General features: G+C 33.8%; 11 protein-coding genes. 2 read left to right on the top strand and 9 right to left on the bottom strand.

Going from position 1 to position 15579, the window contains the following annotated elements; genetic code table 11:
• Positions 1 to 42 precede the first annotated feature (42 nt).
• From AACZ41_RS11855 to AACZ41_RS11835, 5 genes are all read right to left on the bottom strand, one after another.
• Positions 43 to 1641 (bottom strand): sulfatase, encoded by a 1599-nt coding sequence (locus tag AACZ41_RS11855; RefSeq protein ID WP_339628689.1) that lies wholly within the window; start codon positions 1639 to 1641, stop codon positions 43 to 45.
• 219 nt (positions 1642 to 1860) lie between these two features.
• A complete protein-coding gene (locus tag AACZ41_RS11850) occupies positions 1861 to 2442 on the bottom strand; it encodes a tRNA-(ms[2]io[6]A)-hydroxylase (RefSeq protein WP_339628687.1) in 582 nt (193 codons plus the stop codon).
• Positions 2443 to 2808: 366 nt separating this feature from the next.
• The gene (locus tag AACZ41_RS11845) at positions 2809 to 3372 is read right to left on the bottom strand and encodes a lipid-binding SYLF domain-containing protein (RefSeq protein WP_339628686.1); all 564 of its coding nucleotides are present in this window, start codon (positions 3370 to 3372) and stop codon (positions 2809 to 2811) included.
• Between the two features lie 149 nt (positions 3373 to 3521).
• Positions 3522 to 4622, bottom strand: a complete 1101-nt coding sequence (locus AACZ41_RS11840) for a CapA family protein (RefSeq protein ID WP_339628685.1) — start codon at positions 4620 to 4622, stop codon at positions 3522 to 3524.
• A gap of 19 nt (positions 4623 to 4641) precedes the next feature.
• Entirely contained in the window at positions 4642 to 5022 is a 381-nt protein-coding gene (locus AACZ41_RS11835) for a hypothetical protein (protein WP_339628684.1), read from the bottom strand.
• Between the two features lie 326 nt (positions 5023 to 5348).
• Here AACZ41_RS11835 and AACZ41_RS11830 point away from each other — a divergent pair, with 326 nt between their 5' ends.
• Together AACZ41_RS11830 and AACZ41_RS11825 are read left to right on the top strand one after the other, a co-directional pair.
• The gene (locus tag AACZ41_RS11830; RefSeq protein ID WP_339628683.1) at positions 5349 to 6320 is read left to right on the top strand and encodes a ribose-phosphate pyrophosphokinase; all 972 of its coding nucleotides are present in this window, start codon (positions 5349 to 5351) and stop codon (positions 6318 to 6320) included.
• A 606-nt stretch (positions 6321 to 6926) separates the two neighbouring features.
• A complete protein-coding gene (locus AACZ41_RS11825) occupies positions 6927 to 7667 on the top strand; it encodes a CpsB/CapC family capsule biosynthesis tyrosine phosphatase (RefSeq protein WP_339628682.1) in 741 nt (246 codons plus the stop codon).
• A 6-nt stretch (positions 7668 to 7673) separates the two neighbouring features.
• On the opposite strand, the gene AACZ41_RS11820 is transcribed toward AACZ41_RS11825, so the two are convergent.
• The 4 genes from AACZ41_RS11820 to AACZ41_RS11805 form a co-directional block, all read right to left on the bottom strand.
• The gene (locus AACZ41_RS11820; RefSeq protein WP_339628681.1) at positions 7674 to 10043 is read right to left on the bottom strand and encodes a polysaccharide biosynthesis tyrosine autokinase; all 2370 of its coding nucleotides are present in this window, start codon (positions 10041 to 10043) and stop codon (positions 7674 to 7676) included.
• A 65-nt stretch (positions 10044 to 10108) separates the two neighbouring features.
• A complete protein-coding gene (locus tag AACZ41_RS11815) occupies positions 10109 to 10879 on the bottom strand; it encodes a polysaccharide biosynthesis/export family protein (protein WP_339628679.1) in 771 nt (256 codons plus the stop codon).
• Between the two features lie 27 nt (positions 10880 to 10906).
• On the bottom strand, positions 10907 to 12844 hold the full coding sequence (locus AACZ41_RS11810) for a nucleoside-diphosphate sugar epimerase/dehydratase (protein ID WP_339628678.1): 1938 nt from the start codon (positions 12842 to 12844) through the stop codon (positions 10907 to 10909).
• Complete coding sequence (locus AACZ41_RS11805; protein WP_339628788.1) at positions 12841 to 13929, bottom strand: DegT/DnrJ/EryC1/StrS family aminotransferase; 1089 nt, start codon at positions 13927 to 13929, stop codon at positions 12841 to 12843. The genes AACZ41_RS11810 and AACZ41_RS11805 overlap by 4 nt, the downstream gene beginning before the upstream one ends.
• Between the last annotated feature and the right edge of the window lie 1650 nt (positions 13930 to 15579).

Genomic DNA, 15579 nt, shown 5'->3' with positions numbered 1-15579 from the left:
TGGTAAATGTATAGCTCTAATAATTGGTTCCAATACAAAGAACTAATCTTTGGTAGTTTTACTACCCCACCAATTTTTATTGGGTTCGTAATCTTTTTCTAAAAATTTTAATCGTTCTTTTTCCAGTTTAGGCAAAAGTCCGTTTTTTATTTTATTATCGTACTCCTTGCGTTTTTCAGCATTAAATTTTTCATCCTTTTCTGGGTATTGAGCTCCAACTTCCATAAGCCAGTTCTTCAATTCTAGATATAGAATTTCCGTTAATTCAGAATTACTATCTACCAGATTTTGGCTTTCATATGGGTCTGTTATCAAATTATATAATTCATTCATATCTTCTTCATAATAATGAATCAATTTCCAATCTCCTTTCCTAATAACCGAGGAAGGATCTCCGCCTTGATTTCCATAATGTGGGTAATGCCAAAATAAAGGTCGTTCCGGTAGTTGCGTTCCTTCATTTATCAAAGATTTTAAACTGATTCCATCTTGGTGTTGCCCAGGCTTTAATTCAATATTCGCATAGTCTAAAATTGTTGGATAAAAATCTGCGCCAGTTACAGGATATTCACTTGTTTTACCATTGGATGTTTGGTTGGGAACATAAATTAGGTAAGGTTCACGAATACCACCTTCCCAATGATATCCTTTTCCACCTCTGTAAGGTAAGTTGGAAGTCGAAAAGGCATCGCCTGAAGAAACACCACCATTATCCGATGTAAATATGATAATTGTATTTTTATCCAATCCAAGATTTTCAAGGTTATCTAATACCAACCCTATGGCATCATCCATAGTTTCAACCAATCCTGCATATACAGGGTTATCTTGTGTAACTCGAATTGGTAATTTCTTTTCCATGGTAAATCCATCATTGGCAATACCGTTAACTATGGCTTTTTGCCGATACTTATTCCATTTTTCTTGCGTGGTCTCTATGGGTCCGTGAACTGCATAAAAAGATAAAAATGCAAAAAAAGGAGTATCCTTATGAGTTGTTATAAAATCATTAGTTTCTTTTGACAGGCGCATAGAAAGATTTTCGCCATCGTACTTGTCTTCTAATTTTGGATTATTAAACGGAGAATAATAGCCCCCCATTGGACTACCTTTATCCCATCCTCCTTTGTTGAATTGAAACCCATGATCCTCTGGATAAGAACCTTCATCACCTAAATGCCATTTGCCCGCAAAGAAAGTTGTGTACCCATTATCTTTAAGTGCCTCTGCAAGCGTAATGTCTTCCTTTGATAAATTATGTACATAATCTGCAGGCAATAATTTATCATGCCTTCCCATAGTACGCCAATCTTCTCCAACCTTCTCTCCAATCCAATTAGTAATACCATGACGGGCCGTAAATTTACCGGTCATAATAGTTGCTCTAGAAGGACTACATACCCTACTTCCTGCATAGCCCTGGGTAAATACCATACTTCTAGAGGCTAACTTATCAATATTCGGCGTTTCATAATATGGACTACCCACAAAGCTCATATCCTCTAAGCCGAAATCATCTGCTAGAATGAATACGATATTTGGTATTTGTTTTTGTTCTGTTTTAGAATCTTCCTCTTTTTTAGTTTGGCAAGATGAAAAAATAAGAAAAACTGTAATTAAAAAGATATAGGACAATTTCATACTTTATGATTTTGATGATAATATGTACAGATTTGGCTAGGAAAAAAATTCTAGTATTCAATTAAAATTTGCATATTTCCTTTCCTAACCTTACCTGCCCGATTAGCCAACCGAACCTATTCAGTTACCAATTAAATAATAACTATCAAATAACAATACTAAATTCTTTAAGGAATGCATAATCGTTATAAACTTACGGATTATAAAAGCACTTTATTTTCAACCGTGTATGGTTACTTCTTTCCCATAATTTTTAATCACTTCAGCCTCAAATTCCACCAATTCTTGCCAGCGTTTTTCTACATCTATATGTTGACCGTATTTACGAGCAAAACCAATAAAGGTTGTATAATGCCCCGCTTCGCTAATCATTAAATCATTGTAAAATTTAGAAAGCTCTGGGTCTTTAATTTCTTTTGAAAGTAGCTTAAAACGTTCGCAGCTTCTTGCCTCGATCATAGCAGAAAATAAGAGCCTATCTACCATCGATTGCAGCCTGTTGCCACCTTTGCTCATAAACTTGTAAAGCTCGTTAACGTAGCTGTCTCTGCGCTCTCTACCTAAAGTGTAACCACGCTTTTTAATAATATCATGAACCATTTGAAAGTGTACCAATTCTTCTTGAGCTAAAAGAAGCAAATCCGTCACCAAATCGGGGTATTCAGAATTAAGTGTAATAATAGTAATCGCATTGGTAGCAGCCTTTTGTTCACACCATGCATGATCCGTTAGTATTTCTTCTATGTTTTTTTCAACAATAGTAACCCAACGTGGATCTGTAGCTAATTTTAAATGCAGCATGGCTATTTTATTAATAAGTCAGAGTTACAACCATGTAAAACCTTAATCTTGTAGTTTATTATCAAGAGCCCATGTATCTAAATAAACCCTATAAATTAAAGTCACATAATCTATAAAAAGTATAATGAATATATTCTATTATTAACAGAAAACAATTATGATGATAATATTTAGTTATATCTATGAGAAATTACCGTCTAATAGTTAATTTCATAAATCATTATTAATGTATCGCTTATTTCCGTTCACTTTCCGGGACTTTTTTTTACCTCAAATCAGGGTAGCTACTTATTTATATAGGATTAAAATTCCTGTATCGTTACAAATAAAACTAAACTCGAACGATGCGTATCCCTTGCTTCGGTTTTATTCTTTTTTAGGTCGGAAGGTAAATTTTTGTCCCCCTAATGAAGCCTCATACATTAGGCCAGCCTTAGTCATGGTAACTACTGCAACACCGTTTTGGTAGGCCACATCTGCGGAGGCACCTAAAGTTATCGCTACGGCGGAGACCTGCCCGGCAAATTTGAATTTTCCACGCTTAAACCGTTTCATTGCCTTTTCATCCTCAAAAAATATAAGCTCGCTATAGGCTTGTCCGCCAAACTGAAACCCAACCGTAATCTGGGTCATAGTAGCCTTTCCGATAGGCTCGCCCGACTCAAAAACCACCCCTGAGCCATGTGCACCACCAAAACCTACTGCACCTTTTCCCACCCCAGGAAAAACAGCATACCCATAGGCTTCCTCAAAAAAACGCACCAATCCAGGATCTTTTTCCTTGAACAGGATTATGGTTTCCAATGCCTTTGTCTCAAGCTCTGGGTCCCAGCCCCCAATCTGTTCTTGGGCATAACTACCGGTGTATAAAAGGAATACGGCGAGACCCAAATATTTTAAAATAAGTCTCTTAGCTTTTTTAGTTTTCATAATGGTATTTTTATAAGTGGTCCTATAATGCATTTGTTAGGTTCCCCCCTTTTCTGGTCGGTTATGTCTAATCAAAGCAATGTGTGGACATCTTGGCAAATACACAATGATACAAATCATGCGGAAAGTCGAGCACTGTAACCAATTCTTCAGGTCCAGCCTAAAAAGAAAGAACCATTGTCCACTAAATTCACCTGGGCACCAAACTGCTTACACTCCCTCTTCAAGACCTTTTGCATCCAACGGCGGTCTTTTTTATTGGGCCATTTTAAATGAAGCTTTTTTATTTCCGTAGGTACCAGTTGCAAGCTAGTGAGCTCCCCAGTAGTGGTAACTTCCACAAAATATAGGAACCCCAGTTGGGCCTTGTAGGATTCGTGTCCGCTAATGCCCTCATAGTCGTTCAATAGGTCGCCACAACCAAAGAGTATAGGTTTTTGTTTATACACCTCAATGCCCAAAAAGTGATGGGAAGAATGTCCGTGGATAATATCAATCTGTGCCTGGTCGATCAGGTGATATGCAAAATACCGATGTGTAAGCGGAATTTCATACCCCCAGTTACCGCCCCAGTGGATGGAGGCAACGACCACATCATTTGGTTGTTTGTAGGTAGTGACCAATTGGTTGATGCGCTCCACGGTTTCCATGGAAAAATCATCGAGTACATTGACCCCAGAGCTGTTCTCTGTTGCCTTCCAGTACTGTAGAATACCACTGGAGGTACAACCGAAGGAAAACACCAACACGCGGCCATTGCCTCCCATTTCAATAATTGCAGGTGCGCTGGCTTCCGTACGGTCCCTACCTGCTCCAGAATACCCGATTCCGACCATTTTTAAGGTTTCAAGAGTCTCCAATAATCCCGCTGTACCCCAATCCATAACATGGTTGTTCGCCAATACACAACAATCGATATCTGCTTCGGTAAGGCAAGGGATGTTTTTGGGGTGCATACGATAGTTAATCCCCTTGTCCACATACGCTTCACTATAGGTGATACTTGTTTCCAGGTTTATAATACGCACATCCGCATCTTTCATATGCTTTAGCGTATCTCCCCAGGGGTAGTCGTACGTTACGGGGCGTGGTATGGGTCCGTTCACTTTTTCGGCCAGTTCCACATAGTGGCGTGCATCTTTTACATAGGATTCATACAGTACGGGACTGCTCGGATGCGGCAGTATCTGATCAACACCACGCCCCGTCATTACATCGCCAGAGAAACATAAGGTGATTTTTTGTGCCATTATCTATTCTTAAAGTTTCTCACTGTTGTGAACCAATGGTAAGCGTAACACTCCCATCCCCCACCATAACCATCACGGTGAGTTTCCCTTTTTCACAGGTGGGATGGCCGCCGGTTCCGGCAGTGGCCGTGTACTTGATTTCAAAACCTTTGCTCTCCAGCTGCTCCTTATATTGCTTCAGGGCAGTTTGGGGCACCTCTTCAAAAATGAGTACCCGGTTCTTGTCTCCTTCCATTTCTTGCGTAGTAACCGCCGTTATTTCACCGTATGTAAATTTGGGTACTTCCCCAGAAATTTTCTTGGGCCAACTATGTACCGTTGCATTTGTGGTAAAGGTACCTTCATCGGTTTCAATAACTATTTTCTCATCTTCTATAGCTACTTTGTCTTCATCACCCATGGACTCTTCAATGTTTTTTCACCGGTCTTTTCCGCAACCCTTTTACGGGAGAAAAGTACAAGCGCTATGCCCATGCCCAAAAATAATGTCAGTACATATTTAAAATTAAATGTATTGGAGTGTGCCATAATACCCTGTTTTAAATTGACTTTTTTTGTGCATGTACCGTGTTTTACCATCCTACCACGATGTCAATAAAATTATAAGGCCTATTCCCCTTTTACAATGATGTAGATCATCGATTGCGGCTGACTAATATCATTGTATTGTGTTTTTGTTTTTTTCAATTTCACGGAAAACATGGCTACTACATCAAATAAAATCTAATGAACACTACCAAAAACCTGATTTTTGCATTGGAACCCAGTAAAGCTTTTGGCAGTATGGTCGCAGAAGCTATAGGGGGCACTTTGAGCGCCCACGAGGAGCGGGACTTTTCGGAAGGGGAACATAAGATACGGTCATTGGTAGATGTGAGGAACAAGGACATCTTTATCATATACAGCCTCTATGGAGACCCCCAACTAACGGTCAATGACAAACTGTGCCGGGTATTGTTTTTTATCGGTTCGTTAAAAGATGCGGGGGCAACCACGGTTACGGTAATCGCTCCATATTTGTGCTATTCCCGAAAAGATAAAAAAACCAAGAGCCATGACCCGATTACCACCCAATATATTGCCCGTTTATTCGAGGCCCTAGGAACGGATAGGTTGGTGACCCTAGATGTACATAATGTACAGGCCTTTGAAAATGCGTTCCGGATACCTACAACCCACCTAGAAGCCAAGGGTTTTATTGCGACCTATTTTACACCATTGCTTAAAAAAACCGAAACCGTGGTATTATCCCCAGATAGCGGAGGTATAAAACGTGCCATGGCATTTGCGAAAACCCTCGAAAAAGAACAAAAAATACCAATTCCTGTGGCCGTAATGCACAAAACCCGTAGTGAAGGCGTCGTTGGGGGAACAGCACAGATCTTTGGAGAGGTCCGTGCCAAAACCGTCATCATTATAGATGACCTCATTAGTACTGGAACTACCCTGCTAAGGGCCGCCAAGGCATGTAAACAAGCCGGGGCTAAAAAAGTCTATGCGGTGGCCACACATGGCATTTTTTCAGTTGCAGCTAATGAAACGCTGAAAAATCCAGCCTTGGATAATATTGTGATAACGAACAGTATTCCTCCGCAACGACTGAGTAAAGAACTCATGGAAAAGAAGGTCGATATCATCAATGTCACCCCCTTGGTCGCAGAAGCTATCAGTGACCTGATGGAGGATAATGCCCTTTAAATGTCATGAGCCTTAAATAAAAAATAAAGTTCAATAAGGAACGAATGAATCATATTAAAAAGGTATTTAATCGTTTAATACAAATGATACCGTCAACAGATTCATATTTTTATAATATCTATAGCTAACTGTTTAGTTTCAAGTAATCTTCCTTTCAAGTGGTTCAGGTTTAAAAATGTTGAACATTAGCGAATTATTTAATATTCTTCTAGAAATCAATAATTAAGCTAAAGCGTTATTTTGTAATAAAATCTTAATAATCGATAGGTTAAGATTCCTTAGGTATCCTATTTCGGCTATGACCAATTACATAGATATTTTTAGAATGTATGGTCAGAGTTAGGATAGATGCAGGGCGGAATTGAAAATAAAAAAACGTTAGCTTAAAGCACGGATTCAAAATTATTTGAAGTGCAGATTAAGTTCAGATTCATTTGATAGCCATAAAAATTAACCCATAGCTATACACTATATTTGCATAAATATTAGGTACTGATAATTTCCGTGCACTTTCCGGGACTTATTGTACCTCAAATCACGGTAGCTACTTATTTATATAGGATTAAAATTCCTGTATCGGCAAATAATAAAAATCACATCAACTTTATGTTCAGCTTTTTTAGTAAAAAACATTTTTTAATTGACCATCTTGACGGTTTCATTGATATTCATAATCATATATTACCCGGTATAGATGATGGTGCAAAAACTGTAGATGAGTCTATCGAACTTATAAAATGTTTTGGTGAATTTGGAGTTGCTGATTTTATATGTACGCCGCATATAATGGAAAATTATTATCCTAATAATCCTACAACAATAAATAGTTCTCTTATTTTACTTAAAAACGGGCTGAAAATGAATGATTTAGACCATGTAAACATTGATGTTGCAGCCGAGCATATGATAGATTCTGGGTTCGAAAAACTTCTTGAAGACCATAAATTTATGCCGCTTTCAAAAAGCTACCTCCTTATAGAAATGTCTTATTTACAAGCTTCGATTAATTTTAACGAGTCCGTAAAATTAATTTCAGACATTGGTCTATTCCCTATTTTTGCTCATCCTGAAAGGTATGCGTATTTGCATAATCACGTAAAGCAATATAAGAAACTAAAAGGAAAAGGATTACTATTTCAATTAAACATGTTGTCCTTGAGTGATTATTATGGTAAAGAAGTAAATCAGGCAGCCAATTGGTTATTAAAGAATAATTTAATAGATTTTATGGCTAGTGATGTTCACAAAATTTCTCAGCTGAATTCTTTAAAAAAAATAAGCATCAATGAAAAAACACTGATGCTTATTAAACCTATAATTGAAAAAACTATTTATAATTTCAAATAAAATGGCTTAAAACTTCCACCATTTTTGACTGGTTTTGCTGTAACCATAACCATATTTTCCTCCGTAACCTAAATCAGAATCTTTTACCCCATTTACAATAAAAGCCAGACCATTTATTTTCCCTTCTTCTTTTAATTGCATAGGAAATTCTAAAACTTTTTTCTCAGTACTACCTGCTCTAACAACATAAAGCAGATGATGTGAATACTTTGTCAGTAATAAAGTATCTGTAACAACCATTAAAGGGGCTGTATCCACTACTACATAATCATAATCTAGAGAAACTTCTTCAATTAATTTCCCAAATCTATCATTCATCAAAAGTTCTGAAGGATTAGGTGGTATTTTACCTGAATAAATCAAATCAATTGTATTCGTATGTACTAATAAAGTATTAATTATACTTTTAGTATCGATTGAATCATCAATTAAATATTCTGTCAGACCTATGTCTATATTCCTCTTAGACTTTCCTAATTGATCAACATTCTTACCCGTAAAAAAAGTATAAAGCTTTGGGTTTCTAACATCTGCACCTATAAGTAACACTTTTTTATCAGTGCTAGAAAGAATCATTGATAAGTTTGATGCAACAAATGTTTTACCTTCGCCTGGCACACTAGAACTTACAAAAATTACGTTATTTTTACTACCTTTTTTAGATTTCATAATGTAATCTAAATTAGTTCTCAAAATTCGCATTGATTCGCTAAGAACAGACCTATCATCCTTCATTACCAACTTTTCTTCATTTTTACCAACTTGTGGTAATTCCGCTAAAACTGGCACATTACTTATTATTTTTTCTAATTCTGTCTTACTAGAAATAGTATTATCCAAAACCTGCCTTCCATAGATAACTGAAAAAGGTAACAAAAACCCAAGTATTATAGAAGCTAAATATATTAAGGGTTTTTTAGGGCTAATTGGATTTAACTGAACTAAGTGCGCATTATCTATAACCTTAGATTTAGCAGTACTAGATGCTAAAGTAATTTGAGACTCTTCTCTTTTTTGTAATAGATAAAGATACAATGATTCGGTAGTCTCTTGTTTTCGAGTTATATCTCTTAAAGCCCTAGAATTCTTTGGAGCAGAATATATTTTAGAATTGATCCTAGCCATTTGACTTGATAGATTATTAACCTGCATACCAAGATTTCTTTCTACACCAGTTAAACTAGATTTAATGGTAGATTTAAGACCAGTCAATTGTTGGTCCAAATTAACTATCATCGGATTTTGTTCATCTGCACTCTTTAAAAGTCGCTGTCTCTCTAGAACTAATTCATTGTATTTTGCAGTAGTACTAGCTATAGTGCCATCAGTTAATCCAACATTAGAAGGTAATACTTCGTAACCATTCTCTTCCGACAAATAACTGTTCATACCTGCCGCAATATTCATTTGGGTTCTGGCATTTTCCAATTCTTGCCTATTCGCCGCACCAACATTAAGGGCTATGTTTGACTCGCTTGCTATATCGGTTAAACCCTTTTCAGTTTTAAATTCCTCGGCTGATTGATCAACAGAAGTCAAATTAGATGAAATTTCGTCAATCCTATCATCTATAAAATTAGAAGTACGATCTGCAATTATTTTTTTATCATTAATCGCGTTTTGATTATATACAAAAATTAATTCATTCAGAATATCAATACCTTTTTGCTTAATAGCCGTATTCAAAGATAAATTTATAATATTTGAAAATTCCATAGCTGGAATAGCTACAACTTTTTTCTGATATGTTTCCGCAACTGCAACGATAGGTCTTAAGCTAACTTGAAATTTTTGGTTAGTATAATTTTTAAGATACTTTAAATTTGGTGTAATCACTATATCCCCCGCTTCTGTAGGTATATTTTCACCAAAAGAAAACATTTTAACAGCCCCATCCGATTCAAGACTGTAACCAAAAGTGCTTTCCGAATTTAAATCAATAAAAAAATCAAGTGTTGCTCTATTTATAATAGAATCGCTCTCTAAAAAACTAATATTAATTGGTCTATTAGAATAAACCTCGCTATTTTTAACATTACCCAATTCAGTAATAGTCAAATTAAGCTTTAATTTTTCTGATATCTCAATAAAATTTGCCCGTGAATTGAAAATTTCAATTTCATCTTCTACATTATTTTTACCACCGCCTAAAAGACCCAAATCACTAAAAGCAGAAAGTTCCGAACCTGAATTTTTATCTTCTAAAATATGTATTTTGGCCTTAACAGCATATTCTGGTGTAGCGTATCTAATATATATAAATGCAGTTATTATGGCAATAATTACAGAAATAACAAACCATTTAGTATGTCGTGTATAAGACTTAATAATATCATTTAAGTCAATATTTGTATTAAGGGATTCTTGTGATTTCATAGCTCACTTAAAATTTATATTCTATTAGTATATGCAATAATGAAAACTAACAAAAATTACATTTATTATCTAGTAAGAATTAAAACAGTGGAAGTTATTAAAAGTGATGCAATGGAAACTAATATTGACGCTCTATTATCTAATGCAGATGCTGTGATAGCAGATTTATTAGGCTCAACATAAACCACATCATTTTGTGTTAAATAATACACAGGTGAATTTAAAGACTCTTTTTTTGTTAAATCTATTCGTGTATACACCTTTGTACCGTTAAAATCTCTTATAACTAAAACATTGTCTCTCTTCCCTTTTATAGTAAGATCGTTTGCTAGGCCTAATGCTTCTAAAACTGTAATTTGTTCACCATTAACAAAATAGGTTCCCGGTCTACTTACTTCCCCTAATACAGTAACAGAAAAATTCCTCAATCTAATATTGATTATAGGATCCTTTAAGTATGGCACCAATTTCTCTACTAACAAGGATTTAGTTTCCTCTGGTGACAATCCTACTAATTTAATATTACCAATAACAGGAAAATCAATTTCACCGTTCTTATCAATTATGTAATCTATCTGTTCAGGTCTTATTCCACCTTCGGTGGCCCCGCTATATAGGTTAAAAGGAATACTAGGTTCTGGATCAAGAGTTGAAACATGAATTCCTATTACATCGTCAATTTTAAATTTATTATTATGGGAGTTATCACTGACAATAGTTTCATAATCCGAAGCATTTTGAAAATAAACTACTTCTTTTTTCGAACCACATGACGAAATAACCACTATACCTATTAAAGCTAGTACTATTGATTTAAGTCTTTTAAGTTTAAACATATTTAAAATTATTTGATGTACTCATTTTTAAGATTCAACGACTTTTAATTTTATTTTTTCTTGTTCTCCATCAGGCGATTTCTTATCAAATTCACATAACTCTGAATTTTTAGAAACATATTCTGGCACTATGAATTTCATTAATTTTACAGTATTTCCATTAAAAAACATATTGGTAATACATAACTCATCTATTTTAGAACGAACTAAAGAATATTCTAAATCTCTCACTTTACTTATTTTTATTTTCTTATGATAAGTAGGAAGTGTATTTTCACCATTAGCTAATAATTCTTCATATAATTTTTCCCCTGGTCTTAGTCCTGTAATTTTAATATCAATATCCTCTGGATATCTAAGACCTGATAATTTAATCATATTCTTTGCTAAGTCAAATATCTTAACCGATTCACCCATGTCAAAAATGAATATTTCACCCCCTTTACCCATCGCTCCTGCTTCCAACACCAGTTGAGATGCTTCAGGTATAGTCATAAAATATCTTGTAATATCCTTATGAGTTAACGTCAAAGGTCCTCCGTTCTCAATTTGTTTTCTGAATAAAGGAATTACAGAACCATTTGAACCCAAAACATTTCCAAAACGAGTAATTATAAATTTAGTTTTATTTTCCTGCTGCATACAACTAATATACATTTCGGCAATCCGCTTACTTGCCCCCATAACATTGGTAGGGTTTACAGCTTTATCGGTAGACACAAAAACAAATTTCTCAACTTTATGCACAAGTGATAAATCAGCTACAGTTTTAGTACCTGCAATATTTACCTTGATTGCTTCATAAGAGTTATATTCCATTAATGGCACATGCTTATAAGCCGCTGCATGAAAAACTATATTTGGCTTATGTTCCTCAAATATGGCATTCAATCTATTTTTATCTCTCACATCGCCTACTATAGGAATAAAATTATGAAAGCCATTTCTTTTTAAATCTTGTTGCAAATCATATAAAGCTGACTCTGCTTGGTCAATAATAATTAAAGATTTATAAGAATAGGAGCATATTTGACGTACAATTTCACTACCGATAGAACCAGCCCCACCAGTAACCATAATTACCTTATCAGTCAATTCAGAAGAAATCTTACTATTCTTTATAGAAATTGGAGCTCTATCCAAAAGATCTTCAATTTGCACCTGTTTTATTTGAGAAGCCTTCAATTCTCCATTAATCCAATCTTCAACTGGTGGAACGATTTTTACTTTAACATCCAATTCCACAAAGCTTTCAACTAAATTTTTTAATTTTTTTTGCTCAATATTTTGAATTGAAAAAATAATTTCATCCAAACCATTTCTAGAAATAAAGGTTTTATCTAAAGTTGCCTTACTAAATACCTTTACACCATTTATGTTCTTACCTGCTTTTTGAATATCATCATCAATGTAGCCAAGAACCCTAACTTTACTTTTTGTATGATTTGTTATTGCATTATAAGTTAATATACCAGCATCACCTGCTCCATATATCATTATGTTCTTAGTGGTTTTAAAATTACGATTAGTAAGATTATTATATAGAGACTTAAAAACGTATCTAGCTGCTATTAATTGAATAAAACTCAATAAACTATAAATGATGATTATTGATATAGGAATTGTTAAATTACTAACAAAGTTCAATTCTTTATTAAGCAGAATTGTAGAAATCACCAATATACTCGAAAGGCAAACGGCGTTAAAAATATTATAAACGTCTCTTATACCTGTATGTCTTATTACACCTTTATATGAACCTGTCAATAAAAATGAAATAATAGAAATAACTAGGACTAAAGGTATCTGATATTTCAACCGTGACACGTCAAAATTGAATGACAAATTAAAACGTATACAATAGGCAATTAAAAAAGCTATACAAGACAGAATAACATCAATAGTTAAAATAAACCATTTAGATGCAAATCTTTGTGAACTGCTATTTAGATAGTTTTGTATCATTTTACTATTTTTTTAATTATATCGGAAGTTCTTAACAATTCCTCCTTGGGAATATTAGTTCCACTAGGTAAACATAAACCTCTATTAAATAAATCTTCTGAAACACCATTAACATAATTCAATTCTTCAGCAAAAACAGGCTGCATATGCATTGGTTTCCATAATGGGCGTGATTCAATATTTTCATCTTCCAACGCTTTTCGAATACCTTCTCTTACTTCAAAAGATTTAGTTAAGATACACGTTAGCCATCTGTTAGAAAAATATCCTTTTGGTTCAGATAAAAATTCAATATTAGTCAATGATGATAATTGTTCGGTATATGTAGAGTAGTTTTTTCTTCGTCCTTCAACCCTGTCCTTAAGTACTTTCATTTGCCCTCTACCAATACCTGCCAGTACATTGCTCATTCTGTAATTATAACCAATTTGAGAATGCTGATAATGAGGAGCATTATCTCGCGCTTGAGTTGCTAAATAGACCGCTTTTGATTTAATATCTACATTTTTTGTAACCAAAGCTCCACCTCCAGAGGTCGTTATAATTTTATTGCCATTGAATGAAAGAATTGAAATATCTGCAAAAGTCCCACAATTCTGACCATTAAACATGCTTCCTAAGGCTTCTGCACTATCTTCTAAAATTGGTATGTTATACTTTTGTGATATCGAGTTAATCAAATCCACTTTATAGGGCATTCCATATAAATGAACCGCTATAATTGCCTTTGGTTTTTTTCCAAAAGCGATTCTTTCCAAAATACATTTCTCCAATAAACTTGGGCAAATATTCCAGGTATCTTTTTCACTATCTACAAAAATAGGGTTTGCACCTAAATATTGGATTGGATTAGCTGATGCAGAAAACGTAAAACTTTGACAGATTACATCATCACCTCTTTCAACCCCTAGTAATTTCAATCCCAAGTGAATTGCTGCTGTTCCTGAACTCAAGAGCGCTACTTTAGATTCACTACCTAGGTATGATTCTAAATCATGCTCAAACGAATCTACATTAGGTCCTAAAGGAGCTATCCAATTTTGCTCAAATGCTTCTGCAACAAAGGATTGTTCCTCACCTCCCATGTGAGGAGAGGATAGCCAAACTTTATTTTTATGAATAATTTCTACGCCCAAAATATTATATAAAGTTAAATTGTTACGGCTAAACTAGCCATAGATTATTGATTGTTATTCCTAACAAGAGTTTAATTCGTTTAATCATTAAAAAACTCGTTTAACTACAAATAATTGCACATTCAAAAAATTTATAATCATTGAAATCCTAATGGCCTTTTACATTAAACGATGTGTAATCAAAAATAAGGTCAATAATCTAATTTTTGAAATTTATCTATTTACGCCAAGTAAAGATAATGTAATAGGAGAATTAAAAAATCAAATTCTTGATTCTTCTTACGTGTTCAAATGAATTTTATGTTTAGCATAGAAAAAAATACAACTTATCTTTTACATAAAGTTCTATTTCTAGTTTTTTTAAGTTGAAACCACTCAAAAACAAATAGTTTTATTAGAAGAGCGTACAATGGTAACCATAAAAATGAACTCAAATTCAATTCTACCTATAGATATCAAACCTCTTCAACTTTTAAAGAAAGTAGCCTTAAGAAATTTGAACAAAACTTAATGAATAGTTTTCAATATTCATTATACACATATTTAACCAACCTATTAACACTTGTAAACGAAGTAATTAAATCCTTCCCTTGTAAAATATAAAAAGGTTGGATGAAATTTTTATGCTTTAAATCCAAAAATAATTATACATTTAATTTATACAGTACAGTTAGAATTGAAGCCAAATACCCTAAATAAAAAAATTCTCAAGTAATTGATTTACAATTACTTGCTTAAAAAAAGTTAATCTAACGAACTATGTTGGGTGCTATCATGCAAATACACTAAAAAAGTCCAACCCATAATTTTTATAAGTTTTTGCCGTCAAGGTAGATTTGATGATGTAAAGTTATAAAAACCCAAGTAATCATGTAAAAAATATGTACTGACAAACAAGCAGTATATCAATCAAAAAATATCGATTAAATATTGAATTTCAATAACTGAACAGGTCAAAACTATAGCTTTTGATAATAGTAAAGAATTTTCCTGCTAGTTAAAGAAAAAATGAATATTTTTTTCCACAAGATCATACACTTTCAATACAATGAAAATAATAGAAAATCTATGCTATTTAGATTTTTATTTAGAAGACTGATCAGAAAAAAATGCAATAAAAACAGTATACCTATAGCTTAAAAAGGCTATTGAATAAATAGCCTTTTTAAAATAATTAAATCTCTCAATCAAATTCAACTACTATTTAACATATTTATGAATTCAGCATCACAACAACACGATTTTCATGATTTTCTACTGATTATCCTAATAAATTAAGATTTCCACAAAACACCTTAAATAATGACATTTTAAATATTAAAATTGTTGGAAAATTGCTAAATCCTAAATATGAAAGCCTCCAATTTCTGCTACAATAAACCAAATATTTCTTCAATGCTATAGAACGACTAATTGTCTAATTTCAACGTAATATTTTATAATTAAAATGCTTTTCAAGTTACCTTTGTTATTAAATATTTGAAAATGAAAACGTTTACCCCTTCATCTTATTTTATAACGATACTTATAACGGCTTTTACAACTTTAGTTTTCGCCCAAACTCCATCTACCGATGGCGAATGGAGCCCTGTTCTTAAT

The organism is uncultured Maribacter sp. (assembly GCF_963974015.1).
Taxonomy (GTDB): domain Bacteria; phylum Bacteroidota; class Bacteroidia; order Flavobacteriales; family Flavobacteriaceae; genus Maribacter.
The sequence above is the reverse complement of the archived record's forward strand: the minus strand, read 5'-3'. Positions and strand labels throughout refer to the sequence as shown.

Bases quoted from the DNA above. Each gene is read 5' to 3' on its own strand.
- AACZ41_RS11840 (WP_339628685.1), bottom strand. From the start codon at position 4,622: ATGGCACAAAAAATCACCTTATGTTTCTCTGGCGATGTAATGACGGGG.
- AACZ41_RS11810 (WP_339628678.1), bottom strand. From the start codon at position 12,844: ATGATACAAAACTATCTAAATAGCAGTTCACAAAGATTTGCATCTAAA.
- AACZ41_RS11830 (WP_339628683.1), top strand. From the start codon at position 5,349: ATGAACACTACCAAAAACCTGATTTTTGCATTGGAACCCAGTAAAGCT.
- AACZ41_RS11820 (WP_339628681.1), bottom strand. From the start codon at position 10,043: ATGAAATCACAAGAATCCCTTAATACAAATATTGACTTAAATGATATT.
- AACZ41_RS11845 (WP_339628686.1), bottom strand. From the start codon at position 3,372: ATGAAAACTAAAAAAGCTAAGAGACTTATTTTAAAATATTTGGGTCTC.
- AACZ41_RS11805 (WP_339628788.1), bottom strand. From the start codon at position 13,929: ATGGGAGGTGAGGAACAATCCTTTGTTGCAGAAGCATTTGAGCAAAAT.
- AACZ41_RS11815 (WP_339628679.1), bottom strand. From the start codon at position 10,879: ATGTTTAAACTTAAAAGACTTAAATCAATAGTACTAGCTTTAATAGGT.
- AACZ41_RS11850 (WP_339628687.1), bottom strand. From the start codon at position 2,442: ATGCTGCATTTAAAATTAGCTACAGATCCACGTTGGGTTACTATTGTT.
- AACZ41_RS11835 (WP_339628684.1), bottom strand. From the start codon at position 5,022: ATGGGTGATGAAGACAAAGTAGCTATAGAAGATGAGAAAATAGTTATT.
- AACZ41_RS11825 (WP_339628682.1), top strand. From the start codon at position 6,927: ATGTTCAGCTTTTTTAGTAAAAAACATTTTTTAATTGACCATCTTGAC.
- AACZ41_RS11855 (WP_339628689.1), bottom strand. From the start codon at position 1,641: ATGAAATTGTCCTATATCTTTTTAATTACAGTTTTTCTTATTTTTTCA.